The organism is Geitlerinema calcuttense NRMC-F 0142, assembly GCF_030285425.1.
Genome location: NZ_JASVEJ010000017.1, coordinates 13,972 through 29,682 on the forward strand (window position 1 = coordinate 13,972; position 15,711 = coordinate 29,682).

The following is a 15,711-nucleotide window of genomic DNA, read 5'->3' on the forward strand; positions in this document are numbered from 1 at the left end:
ATGGATAGAGACTTCAATCGCCGGATTACTCCGATTGAGGGGACTGAAGAGATTTATAAAGCTGTTCGAGTTGCTTTTCAATCTCTGGAGGTTTTGCGGTAAAGCGAATATAAAAACTACTCGAAGGTGCGGGTTTTTCCAAGACTTTCGCGTAAATATCTTCGCTCTTGTTGTCCTCCTCGCCTAAGTTCAGCTTGATATTCGTCAGCATTAAAGGTAAGGATTCCAGACCTGCATGGCTCGAACGAATTAATGCGCCTTTATCAGAAAGCTCGACTAAGCGACCGTTAAAAACATTTTCGCCAACGTGCTTTCCTTCTAAGATTGTGTATTGTAGCGGAATTTCTGAGCGAAGGGAAATAAAAATTTCTTCTTCTTTTGGGAGAAAAAGATTGTACTCGCCGCCAATTCCCCCGACTTCATAAATCAGGATGGGTTGTTTCACCCCTTTGGGTTGAACCTGCTTGTAACCATCGATGCGGATGGTCGAACCCACCTCTTGCAGGGTAGACTCAGAAATCAAAATTTGACCGCCCGTTGTATAGGATTCAATCCGATAGGTCAAATTGACGTTATTGCCAACAACGCCATATTTCGTCCGCTTTTCCGAACCGATATTGCCAACCACGACTTCCCCCGTATGAATGCCAATCCCCATCGCTAGGGGCGGTAAATCCCACTCGGTCATTTTTTGATTCACAGAGATCATCGCTAATTGCATGGCAACGCCACAGGCAACCGCCCGAACAGCGTCGTCTGAGCCTTGGGTAGGTGCGCCAAATAGCACTAAGATGCCATCTCCCATAAATTCATCAATAGTTCCCTGGTGCGCGGTAATCACATCGGCCATATATTCCAGGTAAAAATTGAGAATTTTGACCACTTCTTCGGGAGGAAGCCGTTCGGAAAGGCTGGTAAACCCGCGTAAATCCGAGGTGAGAATCGTGAGTTTTTGCCGCTGTCCGCCCAGTTTAAGACCTTCGGGACTTTCGAGTAAATTGGCGACCACAGAATCGCTGAGATAGCGGCCAAAGGTTTTGCGGATATCGCCAGCGGTACGGGCAATATAGGCGGTAATGGCGATCGCACTTCCGGCTAAAGCTAGCGCCGGGGGAATCACGGGAATCCACCAACTTGCCAGAAAAGCCGCAAACGTACTCCCAAACAGGATAACCCCAGCCAATAGGGCGATCGCGGTTCGTCGTAGCGAGATTGCCTTAACCCCTCCGGCATACCGCCAAGTCCAGGTGAGGGTTGCGCCAACCCCAGACCAGAATAGCACCCACAACTCTTCATAAAGATTCGGCCAGGTGCGGATCGTGGATCGCCCTTCTAAGGCGGCGCTAATAAACTGACTGGCAAAATTAGCATGAACCTCTACACCGGCCATCCGTTCGGAAGGCGTGCGCGTATAGGGCGTAAAGAAGAGGTCTTGAAAACTTTCGCCCACCGCGCCAATCAAGATAATCCGATCGCGTCCCCAGTCGGGCGGAATGCGATCGTTTAACACATCCCGCATCGAGACAGTTTCAAAATGAAGATTGGGGCCGCGATAATTCAGAATCATCTGATACCCTCCGGCGTCTGCTCGCACGTAAGGGCCGTCATTGGCGTCGAAGGGTAAAAACGTCGTTTTTCCCAGTTTCCAGTAGTTTTTCCCCTCAACAGGCTGCGGTGCAATGCCTTCTTGAACGAGATAGAGCGAGGCCAGGTACAAGCTAAAACTAGGAATAATATTGCCGTCAGCGTCATTGAGGGTTAATAACCCGCGCCGTACTGTTTTGTCTTCATCAAAGATCAAATCGTTAGAACCCACCCGTTCCAAGCCTGGGGGACCGGGAATCGTTTCGCGATCGCGATCGCCCACGACCTTACGAATCCCAACCAGATTGGGCGTATTGGCAAAAACCTGCAACAACTCCGCATGACCGGGTTCTACCGCCTGATCGCGATAAACATCTAAACCAATCGCCCTCGGCTGCTGGGCTTTGAGCTTTTCAATCAGTTGGGCGTAAACAGCATCGGGAATAATCGCTTGTCCCTGTTCCCGCAGATCCCCCTCATCAATCCCCACAATGACGATCCGTTCGTCGCGGGGTTGTTGGGGTCTCAGGCGGACATAAAGGTCATACGCGGCCCATTCCCAGGACTGCAATAGACCCGTTAGTCGCACGCTCAAAACCAATCCTGCGATCGCGGGAGTGGCAAGCCAGACTCCCCGCCAATCCCACAATAATCGCCTGAGTTGTTTGCTCATGAATTCTGAATCACTCGATACCCCTACATCTTCAAGCGATCGATTGCGCCATCGGTACAAACCTCCCTTTTAACGAGGATTTGCCGGGGACGTGCAACACTCCAGCAGCGGCTCAGATGCGATCGCCTCTAGTCCCACCGATTTTAGTAATTGTTCCCACTCCCGACGATCGGCTGGGGGCAAACCGGCCAGGGTTTCTAGGGTTTCGTGCCAGATGCGCTCGCTGGCATAAACCTTCGCCCGATTGAGGCCCGTTGTCGCTTCAACTCTCGCCTTTGCCTCTGCTGAGAGTTCTTGACGTTGCAACCAGCCTTGCACAAACTCATCGCTAGTGCGATCGCTCGGATCGCAAAGTACCGAAAACTGCCACAAATAATCGACGCCCACCTCTAAATTCACGCTTTCCGGCAGCCGAATTTGCACCACGCCCGGTGCAGTCGGTAATGCTAATTTCACCTCATAAACTTCTTGCCCCCGACGGTTCACCAACAGAAACTCCGCTTCCGTCGCCGTCATCTGCGGCACATATACAAAAATTGTGGGATTACCCTTCGCTGTCATCCCAATCTTTTCTGGGGGAATCAGGGGGGTTAACCGCGTCCCTTCTCCCACGCGACAGGAAGCTTCCTCACCGCGCACGCCTCCCCCCGCCGTACTTCTGGGCGCGCCTCGATTCGGTGGCGGGGGAAACTCTAAACTTATCCGCGAGTCTACACGGGTCGAACTCGGTAACTGGGGCGATACTGCCGCGAATCCCATCCACGCCGGAAACAAAAGGCTAATGGGCAAACTCAACAACAGCCAAGATTGGGGAAATCTCATAGAGAGTTGCTTTCCTTACAAGCAAATTTTAGATTGCGTTTATGCTAGCCGAGTCGTTTAGGGAATTTGAGCCAGGGATAATCCTCAAAGAATTAAAGCCGAGAGCCAAAGTTCCCTAGCTTAGGGTTGCCATTCTCCCTGGAGCGTAAATCCAGCCCAGTAGTAAGGAGCATTCCACTGTTGTTGCTCCCACATGGCAATTTGTGCTTGTCGCAGAGCCGCCGCCGGCGTTAACCCCGATTGCAACATCCGCTGATAGAAATCAACCATCAGCGAAGCTGTTGCTTCATCATCGACGCTCCACAAACTCACCACGATCCGCGCTGCTCCAGCATACATAAAACCACGGGTTAAACCGACTAGACCTTCGCCGCGAATTTCTTGCCCTAAGCCTGTTTCGCAAGCACTCAACACGATTAATTCTGCCGGAAGATTTAAGTTAAAGATTTCAGGCAAGCGCAAAAAGCCATCGGCGGGCTGTCCGCCTTCATCCACCAGCGAGAGAATGAGTCCGGATTGCTCTGGGTTCTGACTATCTAGAATCCCGTGGGTTGCAAAGTGAACGATGCGGTATTCTCCTAACTGGGGACTGGTGGCCGCATCGCGGCTGGCTGCAAAACCAAAGGCGCGTCGGCTTTGCGATTTGGGGACGAGGGCTAAAATTTTTTCGGCTTCTTGACGGGTAAAGGGCAAGCGCTTCCAGGCTTGTTGAGATTGCTCTGTTGGGAAAGGTTCGAGATTTTTGTCCCTGGCGTGGTGGGTTGAGAGGTTCACCCGCTCGTCGTTTAAGCCAAATACTGGATCGGCCAATACTGCTAGGGCTTTGGTGGCGGGCGTTCGTCCGGCGAGTTCTCGGCGCAACACCCCCAGGGTTGAGGCAGAAGGCAGGCTCACCAGTTCGTGATTGACAATCAGGGGAATGGCGTCTTCGTCATTGTCGCCGGTTCCAGGGGTGGCTAGGGCTGCAAAGGGGATGTATTGTAAGGCTCCGTCGCTCACGACAAGCAAGCGTTTGTCCCCCAGTTTGTGGGCAACGGGTGCTAGGAGTAAGTCGCTGAGGGCTTTGGCGACTTGTTGCGTCCGATAGCGGCGAATTCTTAAGCTGGGAATGGTTAATAAGTTGCGAAACTCTAGGGCGACTTGTTCGATTTCGGCGCGGGGGGGGAGTTCGTAGCTGCTGATTTCTGTGGGCGTCACCACCCACAAATAGCTGCGTTCTTGACCGAGGGAGTATTCTAGCAAAACGGTTTCGGAGTCGAGGACTTGTTGCTGAATTTCTGCCAGGGTGAGGGGTTGCGGTTGAGTTAGGGCGGCGTAGCGGGGGCTGATTTGGCGGATGTTGGCTTGCAGGGTGGCGTATTGGGTTTCGAGTTGTTCAATTTTTTGGTTGATTTGGGCGGCTTGTTCGGAGTTCTGCTGGCTGCTGAGGAGTTGAATGCGGGTTTCTTCTAATGCGCCGAGTTGTTGCTGGAGTTGTTGCTGTTGCGCGAGGAGTTGGGGATCGATTCCCGATCGAATTTCGGCGTTGGCTTCGGTGAGGATTTCTAGGAGCGATCGCGCTCTGGCTCGTTCGCTGGCTTGCAGGGCTTTGGCATCATACCCCAATGTGGGGTTTTGTTGGTGCAGTTGCATCAACAGGTCGATATAAAACTCGTAATAGTCTTGTTTGGACGCAAAGAAAGAGGTGCGGAGTTCTTGGCTGCTAACTTTGGTTCGCAGGTCTTCAATAATGGTTAAGGCGGATTCAATTTGTACGAGGGCTGGCTCAAATTCTCCCTGCTGGCGCTGAACTTGGGCAATTCTAAATAGGGTTAAGGCTTCTTTGGCGCGATCGCCAACTGCTCGTCTTAAGGGCAGGGCTTGATTATAATAGGCGATCGCTCTAACCAGATCGCCAGAGTTGGCATAAACGTAACCCAGATTATTTAAGGTACTGGCTTCTCCGCCAATATCGCTGGCTTGTTGCCACAGGGTTAAGGCTTGGTTATAGGTGGTTAGGGCTTGTTGAAATTCGGCTGAGTTGGCATAAACATAACCGATATTATTTAAGGTACTGGCTTCGCCGCGAGCATCCCCCACTTCTCGCCACAGGGCTAAGGCTTGTTGGTAAGACTCTAGGGCTTTTTGGTAATCTCCCAAGGCATCGTAAAATAGGCCGATATTGTTGAGGGTGCGGGCAACTCCGGCAATATCTTCGATGGCTTGATATAAGGGGAGAGCTTGGTTATAGGATTCTAAGGCTTGGTTGAAGTCGCCTAAGCTGTCATAGAGAACGCCAATATTATTTAAGCTGGTGGCTTCTCCTTGACGGTCTTCCACTTCGCGCCATAGAGGTAAGGCTTGCTTGTAGACATCTAGCGCCCTTTGATACTCTCCCAAGGCACTGTAAACTACGCCCATGTTATTGAGGGTATAGGCTTCGCCGCCGCGATCTTCAGCCTCTTGGTAGAGGGGGAGCGCTTCTTCGTAGGCCGCTAGAGCCTGTTGGCGATTGCCAAGGGCATTGTAGAGTAAACCCATCTGATTGAGCGTGTCTGCAACCCCGATGCGATCGCCTGCACTGCGATAGAGGGGTAAGGCTTGTTCGTAAGCTTTGAGGGCCGGTTGCAGTTCGCCCAAACTATTGTAGATTAAGCCCAAACCCGAAAGACTTAAAGCCGCTTGTCCGGCATTTCCAACAGCGTTATAGAGTTTAAACGCAGTTTCTAAAGAGGGAATGGCGTCTCGCAATTCGCCTTGCTGTAATTGCTCAATTCCCCGCTCAAAAGCCCGATCCGCTTCGCTAACCTCTGGCGTTTGGGCAAGCCGTAGAGTTTGGGAAATGCGCGGAAAAACTGTTTCAGTTTCAGCCGCCCTTGCCAGCGGAGGTGACAAAATTAGACTCAGCAATAGCGTAGCGTTGAATAAGAGTCGGCGTCTATCGTTGAACTTCATAAAATCTGGCGGGTGAACAAGGACAGCTCGATCGAACATCCATCTTGGCAAAAGCGAGCAAGTTTTAGCTTCAAGCTGAATCGTAGTTTTCTGAGTGTGTCAGACCTCTGAAAACCGACAAAAGTGCCTCAAAATCGCAGCAAACCGATTGAGAAGTGATATGATTGATGTCCTGATTTGCCAAATATCAGCGCGAAAATAGGTGGTGTTTTGGCTTTAGCAGGACACCAGAGCAAACATGACTAAATTTCCGTCTTATCCGTCAGCTTGCCAACTTGCTCAATTGAGTTTATCTGTAGCGGCACTGACTGCACCCTGTATGGTAACTCCCGCCTCGGTAATGGCAAGCCCTTTTGAGCAAATGCCGATCGCCCAGGCGCAAGTTGAAGATAGCGTTACTGTAGCGCATCAGTGGATGCAGTCAATGGCCTTGCCAGAACGCTTTGCCCCTGAACCCCTTGCTAGCAGCCAAAATATTGAACTCGCACAGGTTCCCATCGCTCGCGGTTTAACGGTTGAAGAACTGCGGGGAACCGTTACCATTAATGGTCGAGTCGCTCAAGTGGGCGATCGCCTCAGCGCGATCGGCGATACGATTACCACAGGCCCCGGTTCCACCGCCCGATTGCGCTTTGATAGCAATATTGGCGTTGCAGAACTGGCTGAAAATACGACGGTGCGCGTTGAAGTCCTCACGGGAGGAACCGCACCGATTAGCGAATTATTTGTTACAGAAGGTCGAGTTCGCCTGTCTATTTCCCGCTTTGTCTCTCAAGGTTTCCTCCGCAGTGCTGGCGAGGAGAATCAATCGTGGGAAATTGCTAGTCTCGATCCGCGAGTCGCTTTTGCTGATGAATTAGCCCAAGCTTCGCAACAAACCGCTTCAGCCACAACTTCCCCCTTACGCGTTCGCACTCCAGCGGGGGTTGCTGGCGTGCGCGGTACGTCCTTTGGCGTGAACGTGGGGCCCACTGGCAAAACTGGCGTCAGTACCCTTGATGGGGCAGTGGGGGCCAATGCAGAAGAGTTTGAAGTCTTGGTCAATCCAGGTTTTTCTTCTACAATTAGTCCCGGTCAGCCTCCCACGGCAGCCATTGAAACGCCGCGCTTGTCAACGTTGCGCGTCATTAATGCGACTCGCGTGGGGGTCAATAGCGTCCGCCTATCGGGTCAAGTCGATCCAATGGATACGGTGTTTGTGAATAATCGTCCCGTTCCTACCAATCCTGATGGTTCTTTTAATAGTTATGTTGAACCCGTGGGAGGTCGTCTCAGGGTGGTAGTTCGAGGGCCGGCGTCGCGAACGTCACTATACGATTATTACTCGCTAGGAAATCGCGTATAAAATTCGGCGCGATTCCCCGGAGTCAGGGGGAATTTAAAGCACTCGGACTTCACAATTTCCAAATTCGATTAGAGCCTCTATTGCGGTTCTAGGGGTTCTGCTTGACCGGCATTAACTAAGGCTTGGTACAGCATCGCCGCCACTTCAGCGCGAGTTGCCTCTTGTTGAGGGTTAAAGCGGTTGGGTTCGGGATAATTGACCAGAATACCCGCTTGAGTGGCAGCAGCGATCGCCGGTCTTGCATATTCGGGAATTTCTCCGGCGTCCTCAAACTGCCCTAGGGTTTCTTGGGGGTTCTGGGGAGGCTGCAATTGCAACCCGCTGGCTAAGGCTAAACCCACTTGCAAGCGGGTAATGGGGAGATCCGGTCTAAAGGTGCGATCGGGATAACCTCTGAGAAATCCAGTTTGGGTACTGCTGCGGATGGAATCTAGCGCCCAATAGTCTTGTGCAATGTCGGTGTAAGCTTCTGGAGTGGGGGCGTCATCGGGGACAAAACTCCTTTGCAGCATGGTAGCAAATTCGGCGCGGGTTACGGGTCGATCGGGGCGATAGGTGCGATCGCGATAGCCCACAATAATATCCCGTTGCGATAGGGCGGCGATGAAGGGAACGGCCCAATAGCCTTCGGGAATATCGGTAAAGATTTGAGAAATGGGGGTGGGAGTCGGAGAAACCTCTGGAGAGGGAGTCGTCTCAACGGGTGCAACCACTGCCGGACGCGGAGACTCAGGGGTTGTTGGCACTCCCAAGGGAAGAGGCAGCACCCTTGGCGATGGAGAAGCAGTGGCGGCAGGCGTTGGCGTTCTGGGAACGACTGCGGCGCGAGGGTCAGCGGTGGGGCGTGGGACGGCTGCGGGGTCTTTGGGGCGAAACAGCGGGCGTGCGGGGGTCTTGAAGCCCAGGCGTGAGGGGTTGTGGGGTCGCTTGTGGAGAAGCGGCCGGTAAGGCTCCAAGTAAAGGCCGATCGAGAAAACCACCGGGGCGATCGCCCTGGAGTAAAGCCCAGCCTAAAATCGTGCCAATGGTCGCAAACGCAATTAAAACACCTATCCAATCGTCAAATCCGAGGGGATTTCTGTTAGAAGGGTCAGAATTGGGTTCTGGTAAGTTGCTCATCAGTCTCCCTTGTCCGCTAACAGATTCATTGCACCCATTTTTGGGTAGTGCTATGCGAATCATGCTACAACTTCGCATTTTGAGCAAGACCACCCCTAAAATCATAGGGGGTTTTAGGAGACTGTAAAGCGAACTCAAGGTAGAGATCTAACGGGCGGGTAAGGGGTTGCTAACGGCTTCGTCTGATGTAGCGGGGGCGAAGTGTTTGGCAACCATCGTGGGAACTTCTTGGGGGCGGATGCGGCTATAACGGGCTTTGTCAGGCATGACGACGACGTTAGGGCCGGCTTTGCAATTCTTTAAACATCCTGTTTTTTTGACCTGGATGCGATCGTCTAAACCCTGTTGGGCTAAAACTGACTCGATGGCTTGAGTCACCTGATGCGCCCCTTTCTTGCAACAGTCTGATTTTTGACAAACCAAGATGCAGGCTTTGCTTGGGTTGGCGGGGGCAACTGGGGTGGCAGGTGCTGCTAAACGGCTGGGGGCTGTGGTTTTCACCAATTTGGCTTTCAGTTGGGTTTCCCCGGTTTTGGGCTTAAATTTTTTCTGCCCTAAAACTTGAATCCAGTCTCCAGCGACTAGGCTGGTGGAGAGCTGGTGACGTAAATCGCTTTTGAGTTTAATCGTCAGTTCGCCTTCTGAAGTCACTAGGCGCAAGGCTCGCGGTTCGCCATTGTCTTTCAGTTCAAATCCTGCTAACCGTCCTTCGAGGAGGAAATACGATCCAAAGGTATGGGTGAATTGACTCATGGCTAATGGGTTCTCTTGCTTGCAATAAACTTCAGGGAAAAAAGACGGGTACGGGGATTAACTAGAATTTCTAGCAAAGAGCGATCGCTCTTAGTTGAGAATTATATGCAATATTTTGGCAAAATGCATCTATCGATTTTCACACTGCGATCGCCATCCTCTGAGGGTTGAAATCTTGCTAGGCTTGAGATAAGGGCAGTTTTGCTCGATCCAAAGCGATAGAGCGCGATCGCCGTGTGAGATCCTGCTGACAATTTGCAATAGATTGCAACAATTTTCGCCTATTGCCAATCAATAGCCATCTGTTTTTGCTCAAAACAAGCAAGGGCAACTCTTGCGGAGTTACCCTTAATTGAGATATTTCTTTCAACCGAACCTTAAGCGGGTACTTCTGGTTCCGGTGGCGTAGACTGATAACCGAAAAAGTCAATTCGATAATCCGTAATCTTTACCCCAGTCTGTTCTTCAATTTGCTGGAGCAGATCCGCCGGTAATTCAATATGCACGTCTAGAATTTGATGGGTATCTAGACAGTTAATATGGGAGTGCGAATCGCTGATATTGCCATAAAGACGACCGTCAGAACGCTCAACGCACTCAATAATCCCTTGACTGGAAAGCGCTTCTAAGTTTTGATAGACCGAAGTATGACCGATCGCTTTCCCTTCCTGGTTCAGACGGTCGTAAATTTCGCGAGCAGACAGGTGTTGTTGCTGCTGCCAGAGCAGTTCTAAAATAAATCGGCGCTGCCGACTCAGACGCATACCCAAAATCTGACAGCGGTTTAGCGCATCTTCTAAAGAGCGAATGGGTTTTGTAGAGGTTTGATTATACATAGCTAGCAATTTTTAACAAACTCAACTTGAGCGACCCAAAAGTAAATTCCTTTAAACGGTTAAAGTAAACTCATTACCACTTTACCTCAGATTTCGGTAATCTGTCCGCATCTATCTATAGACCGATTCCCATAATTTCCCCACTGCCTGTTTAGGAAAGACAACAGACAAGTCACAATTGAAGAGTTAAGTGAGTTAAAACCCCTACTGAATCAATGGCGATCGCAATTCCTGTTAATCCTGAGTGCATTCATAACTTGATTTTGTCACCTGCACAAACCGCCATCGAAGAACTGTTACAAAACAAGACATTCTCGCAGCCGAACAACAACTCACCTTTACCATCGATTATCCCCGCGATCCAACAGATCCGCGAGAATTGTCAGAGATTCCGGAAATTCGCCTCTGGTTTATTCGCTTAGATGCAGCCTACCCGTGGCTCCCCTTTCTGCTCGACTGGAAAGCCGGAGAACTCGCGCGCTATGTCGCGATGTTGGTTCCCCATCAATTTAACCGAACAGAAGGCATCCAGTTTAACCCAGAAGCCCTAGAAATCTTTGTCATGAACAAAATTTTCGTTTTAGCGCAGTGGATGCAACAGCAAGGCATCGAAGGCAAATCTCGCCTAAAAGCCATGACCCAGATGTTAGGTTACGAAATAGAGGATGGTTTTTTTGAACTCCTAGCTTAGACAAACACCAAGGGGGGTAGAACTGTTCTACCCCCCTTAAACTCGCTATATTATGCTCGCCCTACAAACCTATTGTCTTTTTAAACCGCACTTGAGAACAATTTTTTCCTAGTTAGCAGGTTGTTGACCTTGAGCATCTAAAGTGGATTGGATGTCGGGAGGAAGAACAACTTGGTCAATGACGTGAATGATCCCATTGCTGGCTTGGACATCAGCTTGAACCACTCTGGCACCATTAACCAGAACTTCGTTCGTCCCTTGTTGGACTTGAACGCTCAAAGGCGCGCCTTCAACCGTATCAACGCTACCAGAGGAAATTGCAGTAGAAGGCAACTGTTCGGGAACCACATGGTAACTCAGAATTTGGGTCAAAACTTCCCGATTTTCCGGTTGGAGCAATTGGTCAAGCGTGCCTTGGGGTAAAGCATCAAACGCTTGGTTCGTCGGCGCAAACACAGTGTAAGGACCTGCGGTTGCTAAGGTTTGGGTTAAACCGGCAGCTTCCACTGCTTGGGTAAAGGTGCTGAGATTATTTTCAGCCGAGGCAACTTCAACCACATTGTCACCCGTTCCGGCTTGAGTGCCTACACCCGCACCCGGAGCGGTTTGCGTGCCTGTAGCGGTGGGGTCAGTGGGTGCAGTTGTGGTAGTGGCAGTGGGAGTATCGTCTGTGGTGGTAGTGGTGGTGGTATCGCCGTTACAAGCTGCAAGGGCAACGGCACTACCCACGCTGAGAAGACCGACTAAGAAAAATTTGGGAAGACGACTAAAACCGATCATGGCTGCTCCTTATCAAATGAATTGGGATGAGCGTGCAAACTCTGCTTTATAAAAGTTAAAGGAGTAACCCCCCCCAAGGCTTCATCCCCAGGAAAGATGTTTTCCAGGCTACAATTCGCTCACAATGGAACATTTTTCTTCAATAAGGAGTCAAAGCAGCATTGGTGGCTAGGGTCGGGTCATTCCCTGGGGAATAATGGCACCGCTCAAGTTAGCGCCTGTTAAGTTGGCATCTTGCAAATTGGCCAGACTTAAATTGGCATCAATCAACACCGCATCGCTCAGGTTGGCTTGGTGAAGATTGACCCAACGAAGATTCGCGCGGTATAAGGTTGCTTCTCGCAAATCCGCAGAACGGAGGTTGACGCCACTCAAGTTGGCGGAACGCAGGCTGGCTTGGCGGAGGTTGGCTCGCCTCAGAGAGGCTCCTGTAAGATTGGTTTGGCTTAAGTTGGCTCCAATCAGCGTGGCTTCTTCTAAGGAGGCACCGCTGAGAATGGCGTGGGTTAAGTTGGCTTTATCTAAAATGACTCGCGTTAAAACGGCATGAGCCAAAATTGCACCTTCTAAATTAGCGCCTTGTAAGGAAGTCTCAATTAACTTGGCACCGCTGAGACTTGCGCCCTTGAGGTTGGCTCCTCTGAGGTTAGCACCGCTGAGGTTGGCTTCATTGAGGTTGGCATCTCGCAAATTAGCGCCTCGGAGGTTAGTTTCGCTGAGGTTTGCGCCGCTTAAGCAGCTATCGCTTAAATCTGCGCTAATCAGATTAGCACCGCTTAAGTTAGTGCCCATCAAAAATCCTTCTTTGAGTTTGGCTCCCCCTAAGTTGGCACCGCTCAGATTGACTTCGTGGAATTGCGCCTGAGCAAGATTCACTTCGCACAAGTTGGCTTGGTGCAAGTCTGCGCGGTTTAGGTAAATCTGATGAAAATCCCGTTCCCCCGCAGAATAGCGCCTGAGGATTTCTGACGCATCCATCGGCTTTGCCTCAAAGTTAATAGGTTAGGTAAGTTAGCGAAAAAAACTGGCTAGTAGAGTACGGCGAAAATTGAGCCATGCTATCAACAAGCTGGAACTCCCTCCGAAGCAGATGTTTCGTCTTGAACTTCCGCCAATCGGTACTAGGCAGTATTAGATAGCATACGATGCACCGTTAACTTGCGGTCTTGACTGAGTTCGCAAATCGTCTAGACACTCATTGTCCTCTACTACCAGTTTAATGGACATCCGCATCTGCCCTGAACTCAATCCTCAAATAGGGCTAACTGCTAGGGTTAAAGGGGGTTGCTTTCCTCAGAAGTGCTAGTTGTCGTAGACTCGCGCTTCGGGGGCGTCAGGGTTTTCCTCGCAATAGACTTCAAAGGCGGTTTTGTAAAGTCGTTCGGCGCGTTGGTGGGCGGCTTCGGCTTGCATTTCTTCTACAGCATCCCAGGCGGCAGCGCATTCAGCAGAGTTCGCGCCTTTGCTGGCGCAGATGGAACGTGCTTCTTCAATGGCTTGTTGGATGGACTGTTCGAGGAGTACGCTTTTGGGACGTTCCGCAAAGTCGCTCTTTTGTAGGATATCGGTGACGGAAATAATGCCCAGAAGCTCGCCCCGAATGACAGGCGCTCTGCGGATGCCGGTGTTGGCAAATAAGCGGGCGACATATTCAACACCCAGGTCGGGATTGACAACAATGCAGGGCTTGGTCATGATTTCGTAGACGCGACTCTTTTTCGGGTCTTTGCCGAAGGCTGCGACTTTGTAAACAATGTCGGTTTCTGTAACGATTCCATAGGCGTCGGTTTCGTGACGCCGCTCGACGATGAGCGTGCGGATATTATGCTGTTTCATTAAGGTGACTGCCTCTGCTACAGTTGCAGATCCGCGAATCGTTACCACCTCGGTAGACATAATGTCTTGGGCTTTCATCATCATTGCACCATTATCCATTGTGAATTGCAGTTTGTTCGTTTCAGGATACCCAGGACAATCATACGTCTAGAATTTACTTTTGCGGGCTGTTCTTGTAAATTTCCAGAATTTTTAAGGGTCGATCGAGATATATTGATGATTTAGTCAATTCTAGCTATAATTGTAATAGGATAGCTTTTCAAGAAGAGGGGGAAATTTAAGGGTTATTTCCCCCAAGATGACCCATTGTTATTTGAAGATTTGAGCGCGATCGCACTTTTAGGTGCTGGTGTTACAAGATCGCGTTTCCTGACACTTTTGAATTGAGTTGATGAAAATGAATCAATCGTTATTGCCGTCTTTCTCGGATAGCAATCTAAATATGAGACTGGCTGATTCTACTCAGTTTACTCTGAATCATTGGACGGGTCAACCGATTGCTTACTATCGGGTCGATCGTTTCGAGCGAGTTGGGGATTCTGCGGCAGTTTATGAATCGCTAAAAGGAGAGTACGAGTATCAGATTTTTGTAGATCCTCATCTCCAGAAGATTGTCGGTTCTGCTCAAGAATTGCAGATTCCTGCAACGGCATGTTGGGTTTATAAATATCAGCGGATTTCAGAGGAAGAATATCAGGCGATCGCGCCCAGTTCTACCCCTGCTGTTTTTGCCTTTGCCTATGCACATTTGAGTCAAGGAAACTTTAATCAGGGAAAGGCGGCTTTGTGGGGAACTGGCGATGCAATTCTCTTACAAAAGTATGCAAAAGCCTTGACAAAAAATGATTTCTATGAGTTGCTGCAAGCTTTGCAAGAAACGATCTTTCATCCGGAAAGCCTCAAAAGTCGGCTAGTTGTACGCCCAAAAGTCACTCCGGCAAAACCTAGCGTGATTGAACTTTTAGAGTTACTCGAAACGCACAAAGATAGCATTATTCTGAATTTACAGGAACTGCGATCGCATTATTGTAGAACGGGGGTTAAACAAGTGGTAGGAACGCGAGATCCCCAAGGAAATCTCGTTCAACCGCCTCTCAAAACCCAACCCATTTATCAAACCCAGTATGTACCAATGGGGACATTCAACTTTAGCCGTTACTCAGCAACGGTTAACTTGCAAATTGCTCAAAGCGTTCATCTCTTGAATTCTGAAAATAATCTGCCTATTTCTGAAATTGCCGGAATTTTGCCGCAACATCTTAAAACCTATCAAAGCTATACTCTGATTCGAGATGGAGAACTCAACATTAAGAGTTTGCGGTTAAAGTTCAGTAACTACAAAGTTTTTCAGAAAATTCAAGCGACAGGAATTTTGCACAACGTCAGCCAATCTTCCGATGACTTTGATTTTCACTCAGAATATGAACTTCAATTGCAAGACTTACCTTTAGTTTCCGATAAAATATCGACAACAGACCTTGAAAAAACCTTTTCTAAGGTTGCTGACTTACAAATCCTATTGGGGATAATTTCGGCGACTTTGAAAGGTCAATCTGCGGTGTATCTTACCGAACAGATTGCCGAACTTCAAGAACATTATCTTTCCCCCAATCTTTACTTCAACTTTCCTAAAACCTCCGATTTTCTAGATCTAGAGGCTGCTTTAGAAGAGCATCAAGTTGCGTCCAGAAATCGCTATCAAATTGAATTGGGCAACCTTGAGATTCTGTCTTTAGGTAAGCTTTATTCTGCCAATACCTTTCTGAAGCGCTTCTACGAACAGGTGGTTTCTTCTACCGGGGAAATTGTTGAGAAACCCAGTTGCGATCGCCTTCTCCAGCCTGATGTCATTTTTCGCCATAAAGAGCTTTCTTCCAGACTCAAAATTACCTCAGTTGATACGTTAATGCAACCCTTTTTTGACAGTTTCTTTGGGTTGGCGCATCCCGAAAAAGTCGTGGTTTTACTTCACTCCGTAGGCGCGATTGATTTGGCTAAAATTTTGCAAGCAAAATGGCAAGGAGAAGCCATAGTTCTAGAGCAATTTGTTGAAGCTTTAACTTCTGCCAAAGCTCAAATTCATCAGCAAATTGAGCAACTTTATCAAGAAAAAATTGCTCCCCTCATTCTATACGTAGGGGCGACTGGATTTTTACCCAATTCGCAAGTTGCAACCGCCCAAACCGCCGAACAACTCAGCGCTGAATTTCCCGATTTAAACTTAACTCAGCGCGATCGCACTGGCTTATTCTTTAATCTAGGAGATTGCTTAATCGGGATTTATCCCAAAACCACCTATTATTCTCTCTAGAAGAAGATTTGCCAAAAATTTAAATCC

The 15,711-nt window shown here is 49.4% G+C and carries 12 protein-coding genes and 1 pseudogene; 3 read left to right on the top strand and 10 right to left on the bottom strand.

Going from position 1 to position 15,711, the window contains the following annotated elements:
• Positions 1-25 precede the first annotated feature (25 nt).
• The 3 genes from QQ055_RS04270 to QQ055_RS04280 form a co-directional block, all read right to left on the bottom strand.
• On the bottom strand, positions 26-2,257 hold the full coding sequence (locus tag QQ055_RS04270; RefSeq protein WP_284474392.1) for a CHASE2 domain-containing protein: 2,232 nt from the start codon (positions 2,255-2,257) through the stop codon (positions 26-28).
• A gap of 69 nt (positions 2,258-2,326) precedes the next feature.
• Positions 2,327-3,079, bottom strand: coding sequence for a DUF928 domain-containing protein (locus QQ055_RS04275; RefSeq protein WP_284474393.1), 753 nt, complete (start codon positions 3,077-3,079; stop codon positions 2,327-2,329).
• 120 nt (positions 3,080-3,199) lie between these two features.
• Entirely contained in the window at positions 3,200-6,013 is a 2,814-nt protein-coding gene (locus tag QQ055_RS04280) for a CHAT domain-containing tetratricopeptide repeat protein (RefSeq protein ID WP_286004273.1), read from the bottom strand.
• A gap of 238 nt (positions 6,014-6,251) precedes the next feature.
• Here QQ055_RS04280 and QQ055_RS04285 point away from each other — a divergent pair, with 238 nt between their 5' ends.
• Complete coding sequence (locus QQ055_RS04285; RefSeq protein ID WP_286004274.1) at positions 6,252-7,358, top strand: FecR family protein; 1,107 nt, start codon at positions 6,252-6,254, stop codon at positions 7,356-7,358.
• 77 nt (positions 7,359-7,435) lie between these two features.
• On the opposite strand, the gene QQ055_RS04290 is transcribed toward QQ055_RS04285, so the two are convergent.
• From QQ055_RS04290 to QQ055_RS04305, 4 genes are all read right to left on the bottom strand, one after another.
• Positions 7,436-8,104 (bottom strand): S-layer homology domain-containing protein, encoded by a 669-nt coding sequence (locus QQ055_RS04290; RefSeq protein ID WP_286004275.1) that lies wholly within the window; start codon positions 8,102-8,104, stop codon positions 7,436-7,438.
• An 85-nt stretch (positions 8,105-8,189) separates the two neighbouring features.
• On the bottom strand, positions 8,190-8,477 hold the full coding sequence (locus QQ055_RS04295) for a hypothetical protein (RefSeq protein ID WP_286004276.1): 288 nt from the start codon (positions 8,475-8,477) through the stop codon (positions 8,190-8,192).
• Positions 8,478-8,624: 147 nt separating this feature from the next.
• Positions 8,625-9,230, bottom strand: coding sequence for a (2Fe-2S) ferredoxin domain-containing protein (locus tag QQ055_RS04300; protein ID WP_069965198.1), 606 nt, complete (start codon positions 9,228-9,230; stop codon positions 8,625-8,627).
• A 377-nt stretch (positions 9,231-9,607) separates the two neighbouring features.
• A complete protein-coding gene (locus QQ055_RS04305) occupies positions 9,608-10,066 on the bottom strand; it encodes a Fur family transcriptional regulator (RefSeq protein WP_283361994.1) in 459 nt (152 codons plus the stop codon).
• Between the two features lie 215 nt (positions 10,067-10,281).
• Here QQ055_RS04305 and QQ055_RS04310 point away from each other — a divergent pair.
• Positions 10,282-10,757 (top strand): annotated as a pseudogene (locus QQ055_RS04310) (CRR6 family NdhI maturation factor).
• 108 nt (positions 10,758-10,865) lie between these two features.
• Here QQ055_RS04310 and QQ055_RS04315 read toward each other — a convergent pair.
• The 3 genes from QQ055_RS04315 to QQ055_RS04325 all read right to left on the bottom strand — a co-directional run bounded on the left by QQ055_RS04315 (position 10,866) and on the right by QQ055_RS04325 (position 13,457).
• Positions 10,866-11,537: a fasciclin domain-containing protein gene (locus tag QQ055_RS04315; protein WP_283361993.1), complete on the bottom strand. Its 672-nt coding sequence runs from the start codon at positions 11,535-11,537 to the stop codon at positions 10,866-10,868.
• Between the two features lie 168 nt (positions 11,538-11,705).
• Positions 11,706-12,515 carry a pentapeptide repeat-containing protein gene (locus QQ055_RS04320; protein WP_069965202.1) on the bottom strand — a complete coding sequence of 270 codons (810 nt, stop codon included), beginning with the start codon at positions 12,513-12,515 and terminating at the stop codon, positions 11,706-11,708.
• Positions 12,516-12,839: 324 nt separating this feature from the next.
• Entirely contained in the window at positions 12,840-13,457 is a 618-nt protein-coding gene (locus QQ055_RS04325) for a CP12 domain-containing protein (protein ID WP_069965240.1), read from the bottom strand.
• A 358-nt stretch (positions 13,458-13,815) separates the two neighbouring features.
• On the opposite strand from QQ055_RS04325, the gene QQ055_RS04330 reads away from it, so the two are divergent.
• Positions 13,816-15,684 (top strand): VWA domain-containing protein, encoded by a 1,869-nt coding sequence (locus QQ055_RS04330; RefSeq protein WP_286004277.1) that lies wholly within the window; start codon positions 13,816-13,818, stop codon positions 15,682-15,684.
• Positions 15,685-15,711: the final 27 nt, after the last annotated feature.